This is a genomic window from Kushneria sp. Sum13 (assembly GCF_052692355.1).
Map to the genome: position 1 here is coordinate 2,775,617 of NZ_CP199847.1, position 15,150 is coordinate 2,790,766.

Annotated in this window: 9 protein-coding genes, 2 tRNA genes and 3 rRNA genes; 4 read left to right on the top strand and 10 right to left on the bottom strand. The window is 56.4% G+C overall.

The window, feature by feature from the left end; genetic code table 11:
• Nucleotides 1-92 precede the first annotated feature (92 nt).
• Both ACUN8C_RS12910 and ACUN8C_RS12915 read left to right on the top strand, forming a co-directional pair.
• Entirely contained in the window at nt 93-1,199 is a 1,107-nt protein-coding gene (locus ACUN8C_RS12910) for a ribonucleotide-diphosphate reductase subunit beta (protein WP_445619578.1), read from the top strand.
• A gap of 188 nt (nt 1,200-1,387) precedes the next feature.
• Nucleotides 1,388-1,600, top strand: a complete 213-nt coding sequence (locus tag ACUN8C_RS12915; RefSeq protein WP_445619579.1) for a YMGG-like glycine zipper-containing protein — start codon at nt 1,388-1,390, stop codon at nt 1,598-1,600.
• A gap of 84 nt (nt 1,601-1,684) precedes the next feature.
• On the opposite strand, the gene ACUN8C_RS12920 is transcribed toward ACUN8C_RS12915, so the two are convergent.
• From ACUN8C_RS12920 to pssA, 7 genes are all read right to left on the bottom strand, one after another.
• Nucleotides 1,685-1,936: a hypothetical protein gene (locus ACUN8C_RS12920; RefSeq protein WP_445619580.1), complete on the bottom strand. Its 252-nt coding sequence runs from the start codon at nt 1,934-1,936 to the stop codon at nt 1,685-1,687.
• Between the two features lie 353 nt (nt 1,937-2,289).
• Nucleotides 2,290-2,405 (bottom strand): 5S ribosomal RNA (gene rrf / locus ACUN8C_RS12925).
• 101 nt (nt 2,406-2,506) lie between these two features.
• A 23S ribosomal RNA gene (locus ACUN8C_RS12930) occupies nt 2,507-5,398 on the bottom strand.
• A 272-nt stretch (nt 5,399-5,670) separates the two neighbouring features.
• Nucleotides 5,671-5,746, bottom strand: a tRNA-Ala gene (locus tag ACUN8C_RS12935).
• Between the two features lie 7 nt (nt 5,747-5,753).
• A tRNA-Ile gene (locus ACUN8C_RS12940) sits at nt 5,754-5,830 on the bottom strand.
• A 69-nt stretch (nt 5,831-5,899) separates the two neighbouring features.
• A 16S ribosomal RNA gene (locus tag ACUN8C_RS12945) occupies nt 5,900-7,440 on the bottom strand.
• The 16S, 23S and 5S rRNA genes sit together here with 2 tRNA genes alongside, the layout of an rRNA operon.
• A gap of 445 nt (nt 7,441-7,885) precedes the next feature.
• Nucleotides 7,886-8,836: a CDP-diacylglycerol--serine O-phosphatidyltransferase gene (gene pssA, locus ACUN8C_RS12950; RefSeq protein WP_445619581.1), complete on the bottom strand. Its 951-nt coding sequence runs from the start codon at nt 8,834-8,836 to the stop codon at nt 7,886-7,888.
• Nucleotides 8,837-8,908: 72 nt separating this feature from the next.
• On the opposite strand from pssA, the gene ACUN8C_RS12955 reads away from it, so the two are divergent.
• A complete protein-coding gene (locus tag ACUN8C_RS12955) occupies nt 8,909-9,433 on the top strand; it encodes an MOSC domain-containing protein (protein ID WP_445619582.1) in 525 nt (174 codons plus the stop codon).
• A gap of 114 nt (nt 9,434-9,547) precedes the next feature.
• Here ACUN8C_RS12955 and ilvC read toward each other — a convergent pair whose 3' ends face one another.
• From ilvC to ACUN8C_RS12970, 3 genes are all read right to left on the bottom strand, one after another.
• Nucleotides 9,548-10,564 (bottom strand): ketol-acid reductoisomerase, encoded by a 1,017-nt coding sequence (ilvC, locus tag ACUN8C_RS12960; protein WP_108841950.1) that lies wholly within the window; start codon nt 10,562-10,564, stop codon nt 9,548-9,550.
• A gap of 85 nt (nt 10,565-10,649) precedes the next feature.
• Nucleotides 10,650-11,141, bottom strand: coding sequence for an acetolactate synthase small subunit (gene ilvN / locus ACUN8C_RS12965; protein ID WP_445619583.1), 492 nt, complete (start codon nt 11,139-11,141; stop codon nt 10,650-10,652).
• Nucleotides 11,141-12,862: an acetolactate synthase 3 large subunit gene (locus tag ACUN8C_RS12970; protein ID WP_445619584.1), complete on the bottom strand. Its 1,722-nt coding sequence runs from the start codon at nt 12,860-12,862 to the stop codon at nt 11,141-11,143. The genes ilvN and ACUN8C_RS12970 overlap by 1 nt, the downstream gene beginning before the upstream one ends.
• 600 nt (nt 12,863-13,462) lie before the next feature.
• On the opposite strand from ACUN8C_RS12970, the gene treF reads away from it, so the two are divergent.
• Nucleotides 13,463-15,079: an alpha,alpha-trehalase TreF gene (gene treF / locus ACUN8C_RS12975; RefSeq protein WP_445619585.1), complete on the top strand. Its 1,617-nt coding sequence runs from the start codon at nt 13,463-13,465 to the stop codon at nt 15,077-15,079.
• The last annotated feature ends 71 nt before the right edge of the window (nt 15,080-15,150 follow it).

A 15,150-nucleotide genomic window follows, 5' to 3' on the forward strand; every position in this document is an offset into this window, starting at 1 on the left:
GATACGACGGTGGCCCTGCAGGGCCACTGTCTACTGCATTCAAGACCACACTCGCCGTTGAACATGCTCGGGTGATGGCAAGGGAGAGAATCATGCAAGAGACAAACCTGTTTGCTGATGACAATGACCAGGTCGACAACACCGGTCTGGGTGAAATTCAGGCCGGTGCTCAGCGTATTGATGCCAGCCAGAAGGCCATGATCAATGCCCAGAGCGACGTCAACCAGCTGTTGCCGTTGAAGTACAGCTGGGCGTGGGAAAAGTATCTGGCCGGCTGTAACAACCACTGGATGCCGACCGAAGTCTCCATGCAGGGTGATATCGCCACATGGCGTGCGCCGATCAATAGCCCGCAGGGGCTGACCGAAGACGAAGTGCTGATGCTCAAGCGCAACCTCGGCTTTTTCGCCACTGCCGAGTCGCTGGTTGCCAACAACATCGTGCTGGCTGTCTATCGCAACATCACCAATCCGGAATGTCGCCAGTACCTGCTGCGTCAGGCCTTTGAAGAAGCCATCCATACCCATACCTTCCAGTACATCTGCACGTCGCTGGGTCTGGATGAGGGTGAGCTTTTCAACATGTATCGGGAAATCCCCTCGATCACCGACAAGGATGCCTGGGCGCTTAAATACACACAGGCACTGGAAGACCCGAGCTTCACAACCGGCACCATCGAGCGTGACAAGGCGTTTTTGCGCGCGCTGGTGGCCTTCTATGTCGTGTTTGAAGGCATGTGGTTCTACACCGGTTTTGCCCAGATCCTGGCGCTGGGTCGCCGCAACAAGATGGTAGGTATCGCCGAGCAGTATCAGTACATTCTGCGCGATGAGTCCATCCACCTGAACTTTGGCATCGACTGCATCAATCAGATCAAGATCGAAAACCCGCACCTGTGGGACGACGCCTTCCAGCAGGAAGTGCGTGGCATGCTTCTGGAAGCCTACGAGCTGGAAGCGGCCTATGGCCGTGAAACCATGCCGCGTGGCATCCTGGGCCTGAATGCCGAGCTCACCGAGCAGTATATGCAGTTCATTGCCAACCGTCGCAGCGAGCAGATCGGTCTGGGTCTGCTCTTTGATGACGTGGAAAACCCGTTCCCCTGGATGTCGGAACTGATCGATCTGCCCAAGGAAAAGAACTTCTTTGAAACGCGGGTGACCGAGTATCAGACCGGCGGCGCGCTGACCTGGGACTGAGCAGTACAGGATTCGGAGAGCTGTCCTGCGACAGCCATTCGATCAGGAATATATGGCCCTGCTTATTGCAGGGCTTTTTTACGGGCGTTTTTCAAATTGCTCAGGATTTCGGATCCAGTATTTACCTGAATGGCCGATAATCATGGAATACAGCTATCCTTTATTGAATCCTTGCGAGGAGAAACATCATGCATAAAGGCATTGTGATAATGATGACCGTGGCAACGCTTGCGCTTCTGACGGCCTGTAGCAGCCCTACCGGGCGCAGTGCGGCTCAGGGCGCGGGCATTGGTGGCCTCACAGGTGCTGCTGCCGGTGCCATTACGGGAGGCAGTGCAGGTACGGGCGCTCTGATCGGCGGCGCAGCAGGTGCAGCCGTGGGCGCGGCCAGCGCCCAGTAATTGCCCAGGCAGTCGTGCTAGATTAAAAAAGCCTCCTGACGGTTGTCAGGAGGCTTTTTCACTTCTCTACCCTATCAGGATAGATCAGTTGCTGTGCTCTTCAGCGCTGTCGCTGATGGAGTCACCAGCATCTTCCATGGCCTGGCCAGTGGAGTCAGCTGCATCGCTGGCAGCGTCGCCGACAGAGTCAGCTGCATCGCTGGTCGTATCTCCGGCGTTATCGGCGGCGTTATCGATCTTTGCGCCGGTCTCTTCAGCAGGACCGTCATCGTTATCGCAACCGGCTACGGCAAATACCATCATTGCGGCCAGCAAAATACCCAGTGTCTTTTTCATCGTCAGCTCTCCCTTGCCTACTGTATTCATTACATCAACGATATACCCGAAAACCCGGGCACTTGCCTATTCATTGTGGTGCAAAAATCGATGTAATACCAAGTCTCTTTGCATGGGAAGCGTTTGATTTTCCCATATAAACCCTTTTTTGGGTTTACCGATCGGTACCGAGGCGGAGATGACGACCCTGACCGCCGCGCTGGCGGCCATGAACGAGACGTCCTGAGGCGGGGGGCCCTCGCCCGCCGGTCACGCCAGTGACCGCGGGCGGGGCCGACGCCACGGGCCGTGGCGGCCGGATGGCGCACATAAAAGAACCCCGGTCCTGTTAAGGACCGGGGTTCGGAAAGGGTGCCTGACGATGACCTACTCTCACATGGGGAGACCCCACACTACCATCGGCGCGGAGCCGTTTCACTACCGAGTTCGGGAAGGGATCGGGTGGTGCCGGCACGCTATGGTCGTCAGGCAATTCTGCAGACCGGCTGCTCTTGAGCAGCGGGTCAAAATCGGGATCATGCTGATCGATATATCAACGCATTCGCGTGATGCGAACCACTTGGGTGTTATATGGTCAAGCCTCACGGGCAATTAGTACGCGTCAGCTCAATGCATTGCTGCACTTACACACCGCGCCTATCAACCTTGTCGTCTTCAAGGGCCCTTCAGGGAGCTCGAGGCTCCAGGGAAGTTTCATCTTGAAGGGGGCTTCCCGCTTAGATGCCTTCAGCGGTTATCCCGTCCGCACATAGCTACCCGGCGGTGCCATTGGCATGACAACCGGTACACCAGCGGTGCGTCCACTCCGGTCCTCTCGTACTAGGAGCAGCACTTCTCAAACTTCCGACGCCCACGGCAGATAGGGACCGAACTGTCTCACGACGTTCTAAACCCAGCTCGCGTACCACTTTAAATGGCGAACAGCCATACCCTTGGGACCGACTTCAGCCCCAGGATGTGATGAGCCGACATCGAGGTGCCAAACACCGCCGTCGATATGAACTCTTGGGCGGTATCAGCCTGTTATCCCCGGAGTACCTTTTATCCGTTGAGCGATGGCCCTTCCATACAGAACCACCGGATCACTAGAACCTGCTTTCGCACCTGCTCGACATGTCCGTCTCGCAGTCAAGCACCCTTATGCTCTTGCACTCATTGCACGATTTCCAACCGTGCTGAGGGTACCTTAGTGCTCCTCCGTTACTCTTTAGGAGGAGACCGCCCCAGTCAAACTACCCACCACACACTGTCCTCACACCGGATCACGGTGCGGAGTTAGAACGCCAATGATACCAGGCTGGTATTTCAAGATTGGCTCCACCCCAACTGGCGTCAGGGTTTCAAAGCCTCCCAGCTATCCTACACAGGTAACATCAGCGTCCAGTGTGAAGCTATAGTAAAGGTTCACGGGGTCTTTCCGTCTAGCCGCGGGTACACTGCATCTTCACAGCGATTTCAATTTCACTGAGTCTCGGGTGGAGACAGCGTGGCCATCATTACGCCATTCGTGCAGGTCGGAACTTACCCGACAAGGAATTTCGCTACCTTAGGACCGTTATAGTTACGGCCGCCGTTTACCGGGGCTTCGATCAAGAGCTTCGCCTTGCGGCTAACACCATCAATTAACCTTCCGGCACCGGGCAGGCGTCACACCCTATACGTCCGCTTACGCGTTGGCAGAGTGCTGTGTTTTTAATAAACAGTTGCAGCCACCTGGTCTCTTCGGCCGGTCAGAGCTGAGGGAGCAAGTCCCGTTACCCTGGCCGGCGCACCTTCTCCCGAAGTTACGGTGCCATTTTGCCTAGTTCCTTCACCCGAGTTCTCTCATACGCCTTGGTATTCTCTACCTGACCACCTGTGTCGGTTTGGGGTACGATCGCATGTTATCTGAAGCTTAGAGGCTTTTCCCGGAAGCGTGGCATCAGTGACTTCCAGACCGTAGTCTGTTCGTCTCGCGTCTCGGCTTATAGAGGACCGGATTTGCCTGATCCCCAGGCCTACTCGCTTTTACCAGGACAACCAACGCCTGGCTCACCTAGCCTTCTTCGTCCCCCCATCGCAATAACATCCGGTACGGGAATATTAACCCGTTTCCCATCGACTACGCCTTTCGGCCTCGCCTTAGGGGTCGACTCACCCTGCTCCGATTGACGTCGAACAGGAACCCTTGGTCTTCCGGCGGGGGAGGTTTTCACTCCCCTTGTCGTTACTCATGTCAGCATTCGCACTTGTGATACCTCCAGCAGACCTCACGATCCACCTTCGCAGGCTTACACAACGCTCCTCTACCGCGCATCCATAAGGATGCACCCGCAGCTTCGGTACCCGGTTTGAGCCCCGTTACATCTTCCGCGCAGGCCGACTCGACCAGTGAGCTATTACGCTTTCTTTAAAGGATGGCTGCTTCTAAGCCAACCTCCTGGCTGTCTGTGCCTTCCCACATCGTTTCCCACTTAACCGGGATTTTGGGACCTTGGCTGGCGGTCTGGGTTGTTTCCCTTTTCACAACGGACGTTAGCACCCGCTGTGTGTCTCCCACGCTGTACTCACCGGTATTCGGAGTTTGCCTCGGGTTGGTAAGCCGGGATGGCCCCCTAGCCGAAACAGTGCTCTACCCCCGGTGGTAATACGTGAGGCGCTACCTAAATAGCTTTCGAGGAGAACCAGCTATCTCCGAGCTTGATTAGCCTTTCACTCCGATCCACAGCTCATCTCAGCATTTTTCAACATACTTGAGTTCGGACCTCCAGTCAGTGTTACCTGACCTTCATCCTGGCCATGGATAGATCGCCCGGTTTCGGGTCTATTCCCAGCAACTAAGTCGCCCATTTAAGACTCGGTTTCCCTGCGCCTCCCCTATTCGGTTAAGCTCGCTACTGAGAATAAGTCGCTGACCCATTATACAAAAGGTACGCAGTCACAGAACAAGTCTGCTCCCACTGCTTGTACGCACACGGTTTCAGGATCTATTTCACTCCCCTCGCCGGGGTTCTTTTCGCCTTTCCCTCACGGTACTGGTTCACTATCGGTCAGTCAGGAGTATTTAGCCTTGGAGGATGGTCCCCCCATGTTCAGTCAGGGTTTCACGTGCCCCGACCTACTCGATTTCACAATGCTCGGATTTCGGCTACAGGACTATCACCTGCTATGGTCAGACTTCCCAGACTGTTCGCCTATCGGTTGCACTGCTTAAGGGCTGGTCCCCGTTCGCTCGCCGCTACTGGGGGAATCTCAATTGATGTCTTTTCCTCGGGGTACTTAGATGTTTCAGTTCTCCCGGTTCGCCTTCATGAGTTATGTATTGGCTCATGAATACCTGCCTTGTGGCAGGTGGGTTTCCCCATTCGGAAATCGCCGGGTCGCAGGTCATTTGCCACCTCACCGACGCTTATCGCAGGCTGTCACGTCCTTCATCGCCTCTGACTGCCTAGGCATCCACCGTGTGCGCTTAATCGCTTGACCATATAACCCCAAGGGGTCCGGTCTCACAATCACACTACATTTACCGGCATGCATACGACTATGCATGACGATAAATTTATACGTTGTCTGCCGGCCGGGTCACAACGCTCATCCGAAGATGAGGTGTTCACCGACCGACAGGTCAGCATGATCCACATTGTTAAAGAGCGTACTGTCAAAAAGACAGTCAGAAATCATGTCGATGATTGTCATCATCATGACTTTTGACTGTGGTTTCATCAGTAGGAGCGAGACTGTGACACCGAGCTGTATGGTGGAGCCTAGCGGGATCGAACCGCTGACCTCCTGCGTGCAAGGCAGGCGCTCTCCCAGCTGAGCTAAGGCCCCGACAGGTTGGTGGGTCTGGGCAGACTCGAACTGCCGACCTCACCCTTATCAGGGGTGCGCTCTAACCAACTGAGCTACAGACCCAAGCAGTCTTCGCTCTATCCGATCAGGCAATTTGTGTGGACGCGCTGGTTCGCGTGAGCACTTGTCGTTTAAGGAGGTGATCCAGCCGCAGGTTCCCCTACGGCTACCTTGTTACGACTTCACCCCAGTCATGAACCACACCGTGGTGATCGCTCTCCCGAAGGTTAAGCTAACCACTTCTGGTGCAGTCCACTCCCATGGTGTGACGGGCGGTGTGTACAAGGCCCGGGAACGTATTCACCGTGGCATTCTGATCCACGATTACTAGCGATTCCGACTTCACGGAGTCGAGTTGCAGACTCCGATCCGGACTGAGGCCGGCTTTCTGGGATTGGCTTCACGTCGCCGCTTCGCAACCCTTTGTACCGGCCATTGTAGCACGTGTGTAGCCCTGCTCGTAAGGGCCATGATGACTTGACGTCGTCCCCACCTTCCTCCGGTTTGTCACCGGCAGTCTCCCTGAAGTTCCCGCCATTACGCGCTGGCAAAAAGGGATAGGGGTTGCGCTCGTTACGGGACTTAACCCAACATTTCACAACACGAGCTGACGACAGCCATGCAGCACCTGTCTCTGCGTTCCCGAAGGCACTTCCTCATCTCTGAGGAATTCGCAGGATGTCAAGAGCAGGTAAGGTTCTTCGCGTTGCATCGAATTAAACCACATGCTCCACCGCTTGTGCGGGCCCCCGTCAATTCATTTGAGTTTTAGCCTTGCGGCCGTACTCCCCAGGCGGTCGACTTATTGCGTTAACTGCGCCACCAAACCCTCAAGGGGTCCAACGGCTGGTCGACATCGTTTACGGCGTGGACTACCAGGGTATCTAATCCTGTTTGCTACCCACGCTTTCGCGCCTCAGCGTCAGTGTCAGTCCAGAAGGCCGCCTTCGCCACTGGTATTCCTCCCGATCTCTACGCATTTCACCGCTACACCGGGAATTCCACCTTCCTCTCCTGCACTCTAGCCTACCAGTTCCGAATGCCGTTCCCGGGTTGAGCCCGGGGCTTTCACATCCGGCTTGGCAAGCCGCCTACGCGCCCTTTACGCCCAGTAATTCCGATTAACGCTTGCACCCTCCGTATTACCGCGGCTGCTGGCACGGAGTTAGCCGGTGCTTCTTCTGTGGGTGATGTCCTTCATGACGAGTATTAATCATCATGCCTTCTTCCCCACTGAAAGTGCTTTACAACCCGAAGGCCTTCTTCACACACGCGGCATGGCTGGATCAGGGTTCCCCCCATTGTCCAATATTCCCCACTGCTGCCTCCCGTAGGAGTCCGGGCCGTGTCTCAGTCCCGGTGTGGCTGATCATCCTCTCAGACCAGCTACGGATCGTCGCCTTGGTGAGCCGTTACCTCACCAACAAGCTAATCCGACATGGGCTCATCCGATAGCGCAAGGTCCGAAGATCCCCTGCTTTCTCCCGTAGGACGTATGCGGTATTAGCTCGGGTTTCCCCGAGTTATCCCCCACTACCGGGCAGATACCCATGCATTACTCACCCGTCCGCCGCTCGTCAGCGGGTAGCAAGCTACCCCTGTTACCGCTCGACTTGCATGTGTTAGGCCTGCCGCCAGCGTTCAATCTGAGCCATGATCAAACTCTTCAGTTTATTTTGAAGCTTTGAGATTCGTTTCGAGGCCTGCCGAAGCAGTCCGCGAGGTGAATCAATCCGGGCTCGAGGTCAAACTAGTTACTCTTGACGAGTGTTCGTCTGCTCGACTATCTATGTGACTGGTGTCACACACGAGCCAGACGCCCACACAAATTGCCTGATCGACTTGTTAAAGAGCGTCTCGAAGATGTTACCTCAGTCGCCGTGGCGGCTGCTTCGAGAGAGTGGGCATTTTACAGCCCTGAATCGAAAAGTCAACCTCTTTTTTTCGATTCGGAAGTCAGCGGCTGGATCCGTGATCCTGATTGGATGACCAAAACCTCAGTCAAAACAATCACCTGCCAAACTTCTCCGCTGCCTCGTCGCCGTGTGCTCCGTGGCAGCGGATGCGTACTTTATAGATCAGACCCCAAGGGCGCAACCCCTTGTTCCAAAAAAGAGGCTACTTTCTTTCATCGGTTTTTTCGGATGTTGCTGAAGGCCCTGACACCCCTGACTCATCAGCCGGTGCTGATGTTTCAGGAGCTTCGGCATTGGCTGCTTCCATCTCTTCTTCAGTGGTGGCGATGCCGCTGCTGATGGGTTTGGCGTGACCGGTGCGACGCATAATGGCCAGTATCGGACCCGATGCCGCATAGCTGCCAAACAGCAGCAACAGCATGACGGCAGGCTCCAGCGAGATCAGAACAAAGGCCAGAACAATGGCCAGCAGTGCCACAAAGGGGACGGGGCTTTTGAAGTCCACTTCCTTGAAGCTGTAGTAGCGGATGTTACTGACCATCAAAATACCGACCGCCGCCACAATAATGGCCATAAGTACCTTGAAGCCAAAAGCGGTGGCTTCAAAGCTGTGAAAGGTCCAGACAAAACCTGCCACTACTGCTGCCGCCGACGGACTGGGCAGGCCTATGAACCACTTCTTGTCGGTGCTGCCGATCTGTACGTTAAAGCGTGCCAGACGCAGCGCCGCGCCGGCCACATAGACAAAGGCCGCTATCCAGCCAAGGTTGCCCACGTCCTGAAGTATCCAGGCAAAGGCCACGATCGCCGGGGCCACACCAAAGGAGAGCATGTCGGCGAGGCTATCGTATTCTTCACCGAAAGCGCTTTGCGTATTGGTCATGCGAGCGACACGGCCATCGAAGCCGTCGAGCACCATGGAGACAAAGATGGCGATGGCCGCCGAGCCGAAGTTGCCATTGAGCGCCGCCACAACGGAAAAGAAGCCCGAAAAAAGCGCGGCGGTAGTAAAGAGGTTGGGCAACAGGTAAATACCGCGCCGGCGTATGCGCTCACCGTTTTGCACGATGTCTTCAACCACTTCCGTGTCATCCTTGAACTCGGAGAAAGGATCGCGGGGCGGTCGATTGTTCGGTGGGGGCGTCTGCGTCATGACAATGATGTCCTTTGAAAAGATACGACCATCAAAGCATAGAAGATGACCAGGTGTTAACACGGAGAGGAAATGGAAAGTTTAAGAAGCCTCATGACGCACTTCCCCTACCCCGGCCGCCTGGAATGGTTGAGCCGCCGTCCCGAGCGTCATGGTGATGTCGATGTGACAGACACGCTTACCCTGATCGAGGGTCGGGGCATTGAGGGGGATCATTACAGCGCTCGCGGCGGCAAGCGCGAAGTCACGCTCTTTCAGGCCGAGCATTTACCGGTCGTTGCTGCCTTTTGTGGCATGGCGATACTGGCTCCAGAGCAGCTCAGGCGCAACCTTGTGGTCTCGGGGCTTAACCTGCTGGCCTGCCGACAGCAGCAGCTGGCCATTGGTGATGACGTGATCCTTGAGATTACCGGGCCGTGCGCCCCCTGCAGTCGCATGGAAAGGACTCTGGGGCCGGGTGGCTACAACGCCCTGCGCGGCCATGGCGGCATGACCGCGCGTATCGTGCAGGGCGGCATCATTTATCGCGGCGACGGCGTCACGGTCATGCCCGTCGCCACCGAGACCACACAGGGTCAGCTTTTCCAGCAGCCCTGAGTGACGCACCTCAAATACTTTCGAGCAATGCCTCTCAAATGACAGGCATAAAAAAACGGATGCGCTATCGCATCCGTTTTCTCGAGGTTTCAACTCTCTCGAGGGTCCTTCAAATCAGTTTTTCGACTTGTCGACCATCTTGTTGGCAGCAATCCAGGGCATCATGCCACGCAGCTTGGTACCGACCTCTTCGATCTGGTGCTCGGCACCGCGACGGCGCTTGGCCTTGAGCGTCGGGAAGCCGGCCTGGTGATCCAGAATGAAGTCCTTGGCAAAGGTTCCTTCCTGAATGTCCTTGAGCACCTGACGCATGGCATTTTTGGTGTCTTCGGTCACGATTTTCGGACCTGTAACGTAATCACCATATTCTGCCGTGTTGGATATCGAGTAACGCATGTCGGCCATGCCGCCTTCATACATCAGATCAACAATCAGCTTGAGCTCGTGCAGACACTCGAAGTAGGCCATTTCCGGGGCGTAACCTGCTTCCACCAGCGTTTCAAAGCCGGCCTGTACCAGCGCAGTAGCGCCACCACAGAGAACAGCCTGCTCACCGAACAGGTCGGTTTCGGTCTCTTCCTGGAAGGTGGTGTGGATAATCCCGGCACGACCACCGCCGTTGGCGCTGGCGTAGGACAGGGCCAGTTCACGTGCCTTGCCGGACTTGTCCTGATAGACCGCAATCAGGCTCGGCACACCACCGCCCTGGGTATAGGTCTGGCGCACGGTATGACCCGGCGCCTTGGGTGCGATCATGATGACGTCCAGATCTTCGCGCGGCTCGATCTGCTGGTAATGCACGTTGAAACCATGTGCAAAGGCCAGCGCAGCGCCTTCCTTCAGGTTAGGCTCGACGTCACGGTAGTAGATCTGCTTCTGGTGCTCATCGGGCGCCAGGAACATGACGATATCAGCACCAGAAACCGCATCGGCCACTTCAGCGACTTTCAGACCCGACCCTTCTGCCTTCTGCCAGGAACCGGAACCCTTGCGCAGTGCGACGGTGACATCAACGCCGGACTCCTTGAGGTTATTGGCGTGGGCATGGCCCTGCGAGCCGTATCCCAGGATGGTGACCTTCTTGCCCTGGATGAGAGAGAGATCGCAATCCTTGTCGTAATAAACCTGCATTACCTTCACCTCTTAATGGACGGCAGCGCCATCGGTTGACATAAACGCTATCGATTAACGTAAACGTTGTGCAAAAACTTCGGCGTCAGATGCTCAGCACCTTGTCACCACGTGCAATTCCGGACACGCCGGTACGCGCCACTTCCAGCACTCCCAGAGGCGTCACGGCCTGCAGGAAGGCATCCATCTTGTTGGCATCGCCGGTAATCTGCACGGTATAGATGCTTGGCGTCACATCCACGATCTGAGCCCGGAAGATGTCCGCCGTGCGCTTGACCTCATCGCGCGCACTCCCCTGCGCCTTGACCTTGACCAGCATCAGTTCGCGCTCGATATGCGCGCCTTCGGTCAGATCCACCAGCTTGACCACATCAATCAGACGATTGAGGTGCTTGGTGATCTGCTCGATGATGCGCTCATCGCCATTGGTGGTCACCGTCAGACGCGACAGCGTCGGGTCATCGGTCGGTGCCACGTTGAGCGTTTCGATATTGAAGTTGCGCTGGGAAAAGAGACCGATCACGCGTGACAGGGCGCCCGGCTCGTTTTCAAGCAGCATCGATATGATATGGCGCATCAGGTTCGCTCCGTCTTCGATAGCAGCATGTCACACATGGCCCCCTGCGGAACCTGCATCGGATAGACGTGCTCGCGCGGGTCGACATGGATATCGAGAAACACCAGCTCATCCTTTGAGCGAAACGCTTCTTCAAGCGCCGGCTCAAGCTCTTCAGGCGTTCTTACCGTGATGGCCTTGAAGCCATAGGCCTCGATCAGCTTTTCAAAATCAGGCAGTGACTCCATATAGGAGTGGGCATGGCGAGATTTGTAATTCAGATCCTGCCACTGGCGCACCATTCCCAGCGAGGCATTGTTGAGATTGACGATCTTGACCGGAATGCCGAACTGCTTACAGGTCGACAGTTCCTGCATCATCATCTGAAAGCTGCCCTCCCCCGTGAACAATACGACATGCTCATCGGGATAGTTGAGCTTGATGCCCATGGCCGCCGGCAGCCCAAAACCCATCGTTCCCAGACCGCTTGACGAGATCCAGCGATTGGGCTGATTGAACTTGTAGTACTGAGCGGCAAACATTTGATGCTGACCGACATCGGTCACGACATAGGCATCACCGTGCGTGACGCGATGCACGGCTTCGACCACCTGCTGGGGCTTGAGGGGCTCACCGGCAGCGGCAGGCTCATAGAGCTTGCCGCGACGCTCGTCACGCCAGGCGTTGATCGTCTCCCACCATTCGTCCAGTGGCTCCTGCGCCTCTGTACGCTGACCGATCTGGTTGAGCATCTCGTTGAGCACGTTATCGGCGGCCCCGACAATGGGCACATCGGCATGCACGGTCTTGGAAATGGAGCTGGGATCAACATCAATGTGCACGATGCGGGCATCGGGACAGAAGCGAGTGACGTTGTTGGTCACGCGATCGTCAAAGCGCACGCCAACACCCAGTACCAGATCACTGTTGTGCATGGCCATGTTGGCCTCATAGGAGCCATGCATGCCCGGCCAGCCCAGCGACTGAGGATCGTTTTGCGGGAAGGCACCAAGCCCCATCAGTGAGGTGATCACGGGAATATTGAGCCGATGCGCCAGCGCCGTCAGGGCCTCGGAGGCACGGCCGGTAATCACCCCGCCACCGGCAAAGATCACGGGACGCCGGGCGCTCATGATCAGCTCGACCGCCTTGCGAATCTGACCGGTATGGCCGCGTGACACAGGATTGTAGGAACGCAGCTTGACCTTGCGAGGATAGACATACTCGTAGCGTTCGGTCGGCGCGGTCATGTCCTTGGGGATATCGACCACGACCGGACCCGGACGACCCGAAGAGGCAATATAAAAGGCCTTTTTGAGTACAGTCGGTATATCGGAAGGATGACGGATCGAAAAACTGTGCTTCACGATGGGACGCGTGACCCCGACAATGTCGGTTTCCTGAAAGGCATCCTCACCAATCAGGTGGCTGGCCACCTGACCACACAGCACGACCATTGGTATGGAATCCATGTAGGCCGTGGCAATCCCCGTGACCGCGTTGGTCGCTCCGGGACCGGAGGTGACCAGCACCACACCGGGTTTACCCGAGGCACGGGCATAACCGTCGGCCATATGGGTTGCCGCCTGTTCATGGCGAACAAGAATATGTTTGACATCATCCTGGCGAAACAGCGCATCATAGATGTGTAGCGCTGCACCGCCGGGGTAGCCGTAGATATATTCAACGCCCTCATCCTTGAGGAAGCGGGCGAGCATATCGGCTCCGGAAAGCAATTCCACGTTTGAGTTCCCCTATAAGGTCTCGAGTGCGTTCACGATGCGATGCGCATCGGCGTTCGAGGACGGCTTGGCCGCCTGCCGCGGCCCGGGGCCAGCGACACCTGATGCTGCAGCCTGATGATCGGTTGCAACGAGGACCTGCTCAATCTTATGTCGGGTCGACATATAGGGGCGTTGATCAGGCAGGGGGTTGGCCCGCCTGTTCAGGTCCTTGGGCAGGCAGGCAGTCGCCACGCGGCTGTCCTCCATGATCCGGGGGTTGCCCGGAGAATTCATGCCTGCAATCAGGAACCTTCAAGACTCTATCAGTGATGCTCCGGTGTCAACTGATGGATGCGCATTTATAGCGCTCAGACCTCGAATAGGGGCTACATATTGCACGATATCAGTGCATGGAAGCACAACAGTTTTGATTAGTGTCTGCCGTTATGGTGTGTACCCGGGAAATGGCCTCATGATGAACTATCCTGTGTTAACACCGGTCATCATAAAGGGGCGCATTGCGTACCGAAGGCGTCCCGAAACTGTCAGGACAGTGCCACTTTCAACCTGCCAGCCACGATCGGGCAGAAACGTCATTTATTGTTTCAGGAATTTGCCATGACCATGACCGCTGCCGCATTGACACCTTCGATGCCGGACACGCCGGAAGTTGCCGAACTTCCGCCATTGCCAGAGCACCTCTGGGGCAGACTGTTCCACGATGTACAGAGTCGTGGTCTGTTCGATGACAGCAAGACCTTTGTGGACATGATTCCGACCAAACCGGTCGAGGATATCATGGCTGACTACGCCCGGCTCCGAGAGCGTTACTCGGACTGCGGTGATGCCCCCTGCGTCAGCAACAAGACCCTGCGCGAATTTGTGGAAGCGCGCTTTGAACGCATCGAAACCCAGGCCAACGTCGAACCGCCTCAGCGCCAGGACAACATACGCGACCATATCGATGCGTTGTGGAATGTGCTGACCCGGCAGCCACGGCCCCGCTATAACCCCAGTTCGTCGCGACTGCCCCTGCCCCACGCCTATGTGGTGCCCGGTGGGCGCTTCAACGAGATCTATTACTGGGACACCTATTTCACCATGCTGGGTCTGCGCCAGAGCGGTCGCATCGATCTCATGCGTGACATGGTCAATAACGCTGCCTTTTTGATCAATGCCTACGGTCATGTGCCCAACGGCAACCGTACCTATTATCTATCCCGCTCCCAGCCGCCGTTTTTCTGCGGCATGGTCGGCCAGCTTGCCCAGCATGATGGTGAAGGGGTGTATGAGCACTATCTGCCCCAGATGGAGCGTGAATATATCTACTGGATGGATGGCGTCGAGGCACTACATCACGGCGAAGCCTACCGTCGCTGCGTCAAGCTCTCCGAAGGCACACTGCTCAATCGCCACTGGGACGATCTGAACACGCCGCGCGAAGAGTCCTTTCGTGAGGATATGGATACGGCCGATCACACCAGCCGCGACCATATCGAGGTATGGCGCAATCTCCGCGCCGGTGCCGAAAGCGGCTGGGACTTCAGTTCCCGCTGGCTGAGTGATCCCCATGATCTGGGGACCATTCGCACCGTGGACATCCTGCCGCTGGATCTTAACTGCCTGCTTCACAACATGGAGTCCGTGCTGGCGTCGACACACCGCAGACTCGGCCACTACCAGCGCGCCGACCTGTTCCAGAGTGCGGCCAATTCACGTCTCGATGCTCTGCGTCGGCTGTTCTGGTCCGAGGAAGAAAAGCGTTTCGGAGACTATCTCTGGCATGACAACGCACTGACCGACAGCATCAATGCCTCTATCGTCTTTACGCTTTATTTCGGCATTGCGACAGAGGAACAGGCCGCCCATGTCGCCAATACGCTGGAATATCAGCTGCTGCAGCCAGGCGGACTGATGACCTCTACCATTGATACCGTTCAACAGTGGGATGCCCCCAACGGCTGGGCACCGCTTCAGTGGATGGCCATCAAGGGGCTCAAGCGCTACGGTCACGACCGGCTGGCGGACACGATTGCCAAACGCTGGATGCACAACAACTTCTATCGCTTTGAAAAGGACCACAAGCTGCTGGAGAAGTACAACGTCATGGACATCGACGGTGCCCCGGATGGCGGTGAATATCCATCACAGGATGGTTTCGGATGGACCAATGGCGTGCTGCGCGCCCTGTTGGCCATTTACCCGGAAGCCACGCTGCAGAACACGGCGCCCTGAGCTGGTCGAACCGACGGGGTCTTCCAGCAGGCCATAAGCCTGTGCTTCCAGACAGGCCATAAAAAAGGGCG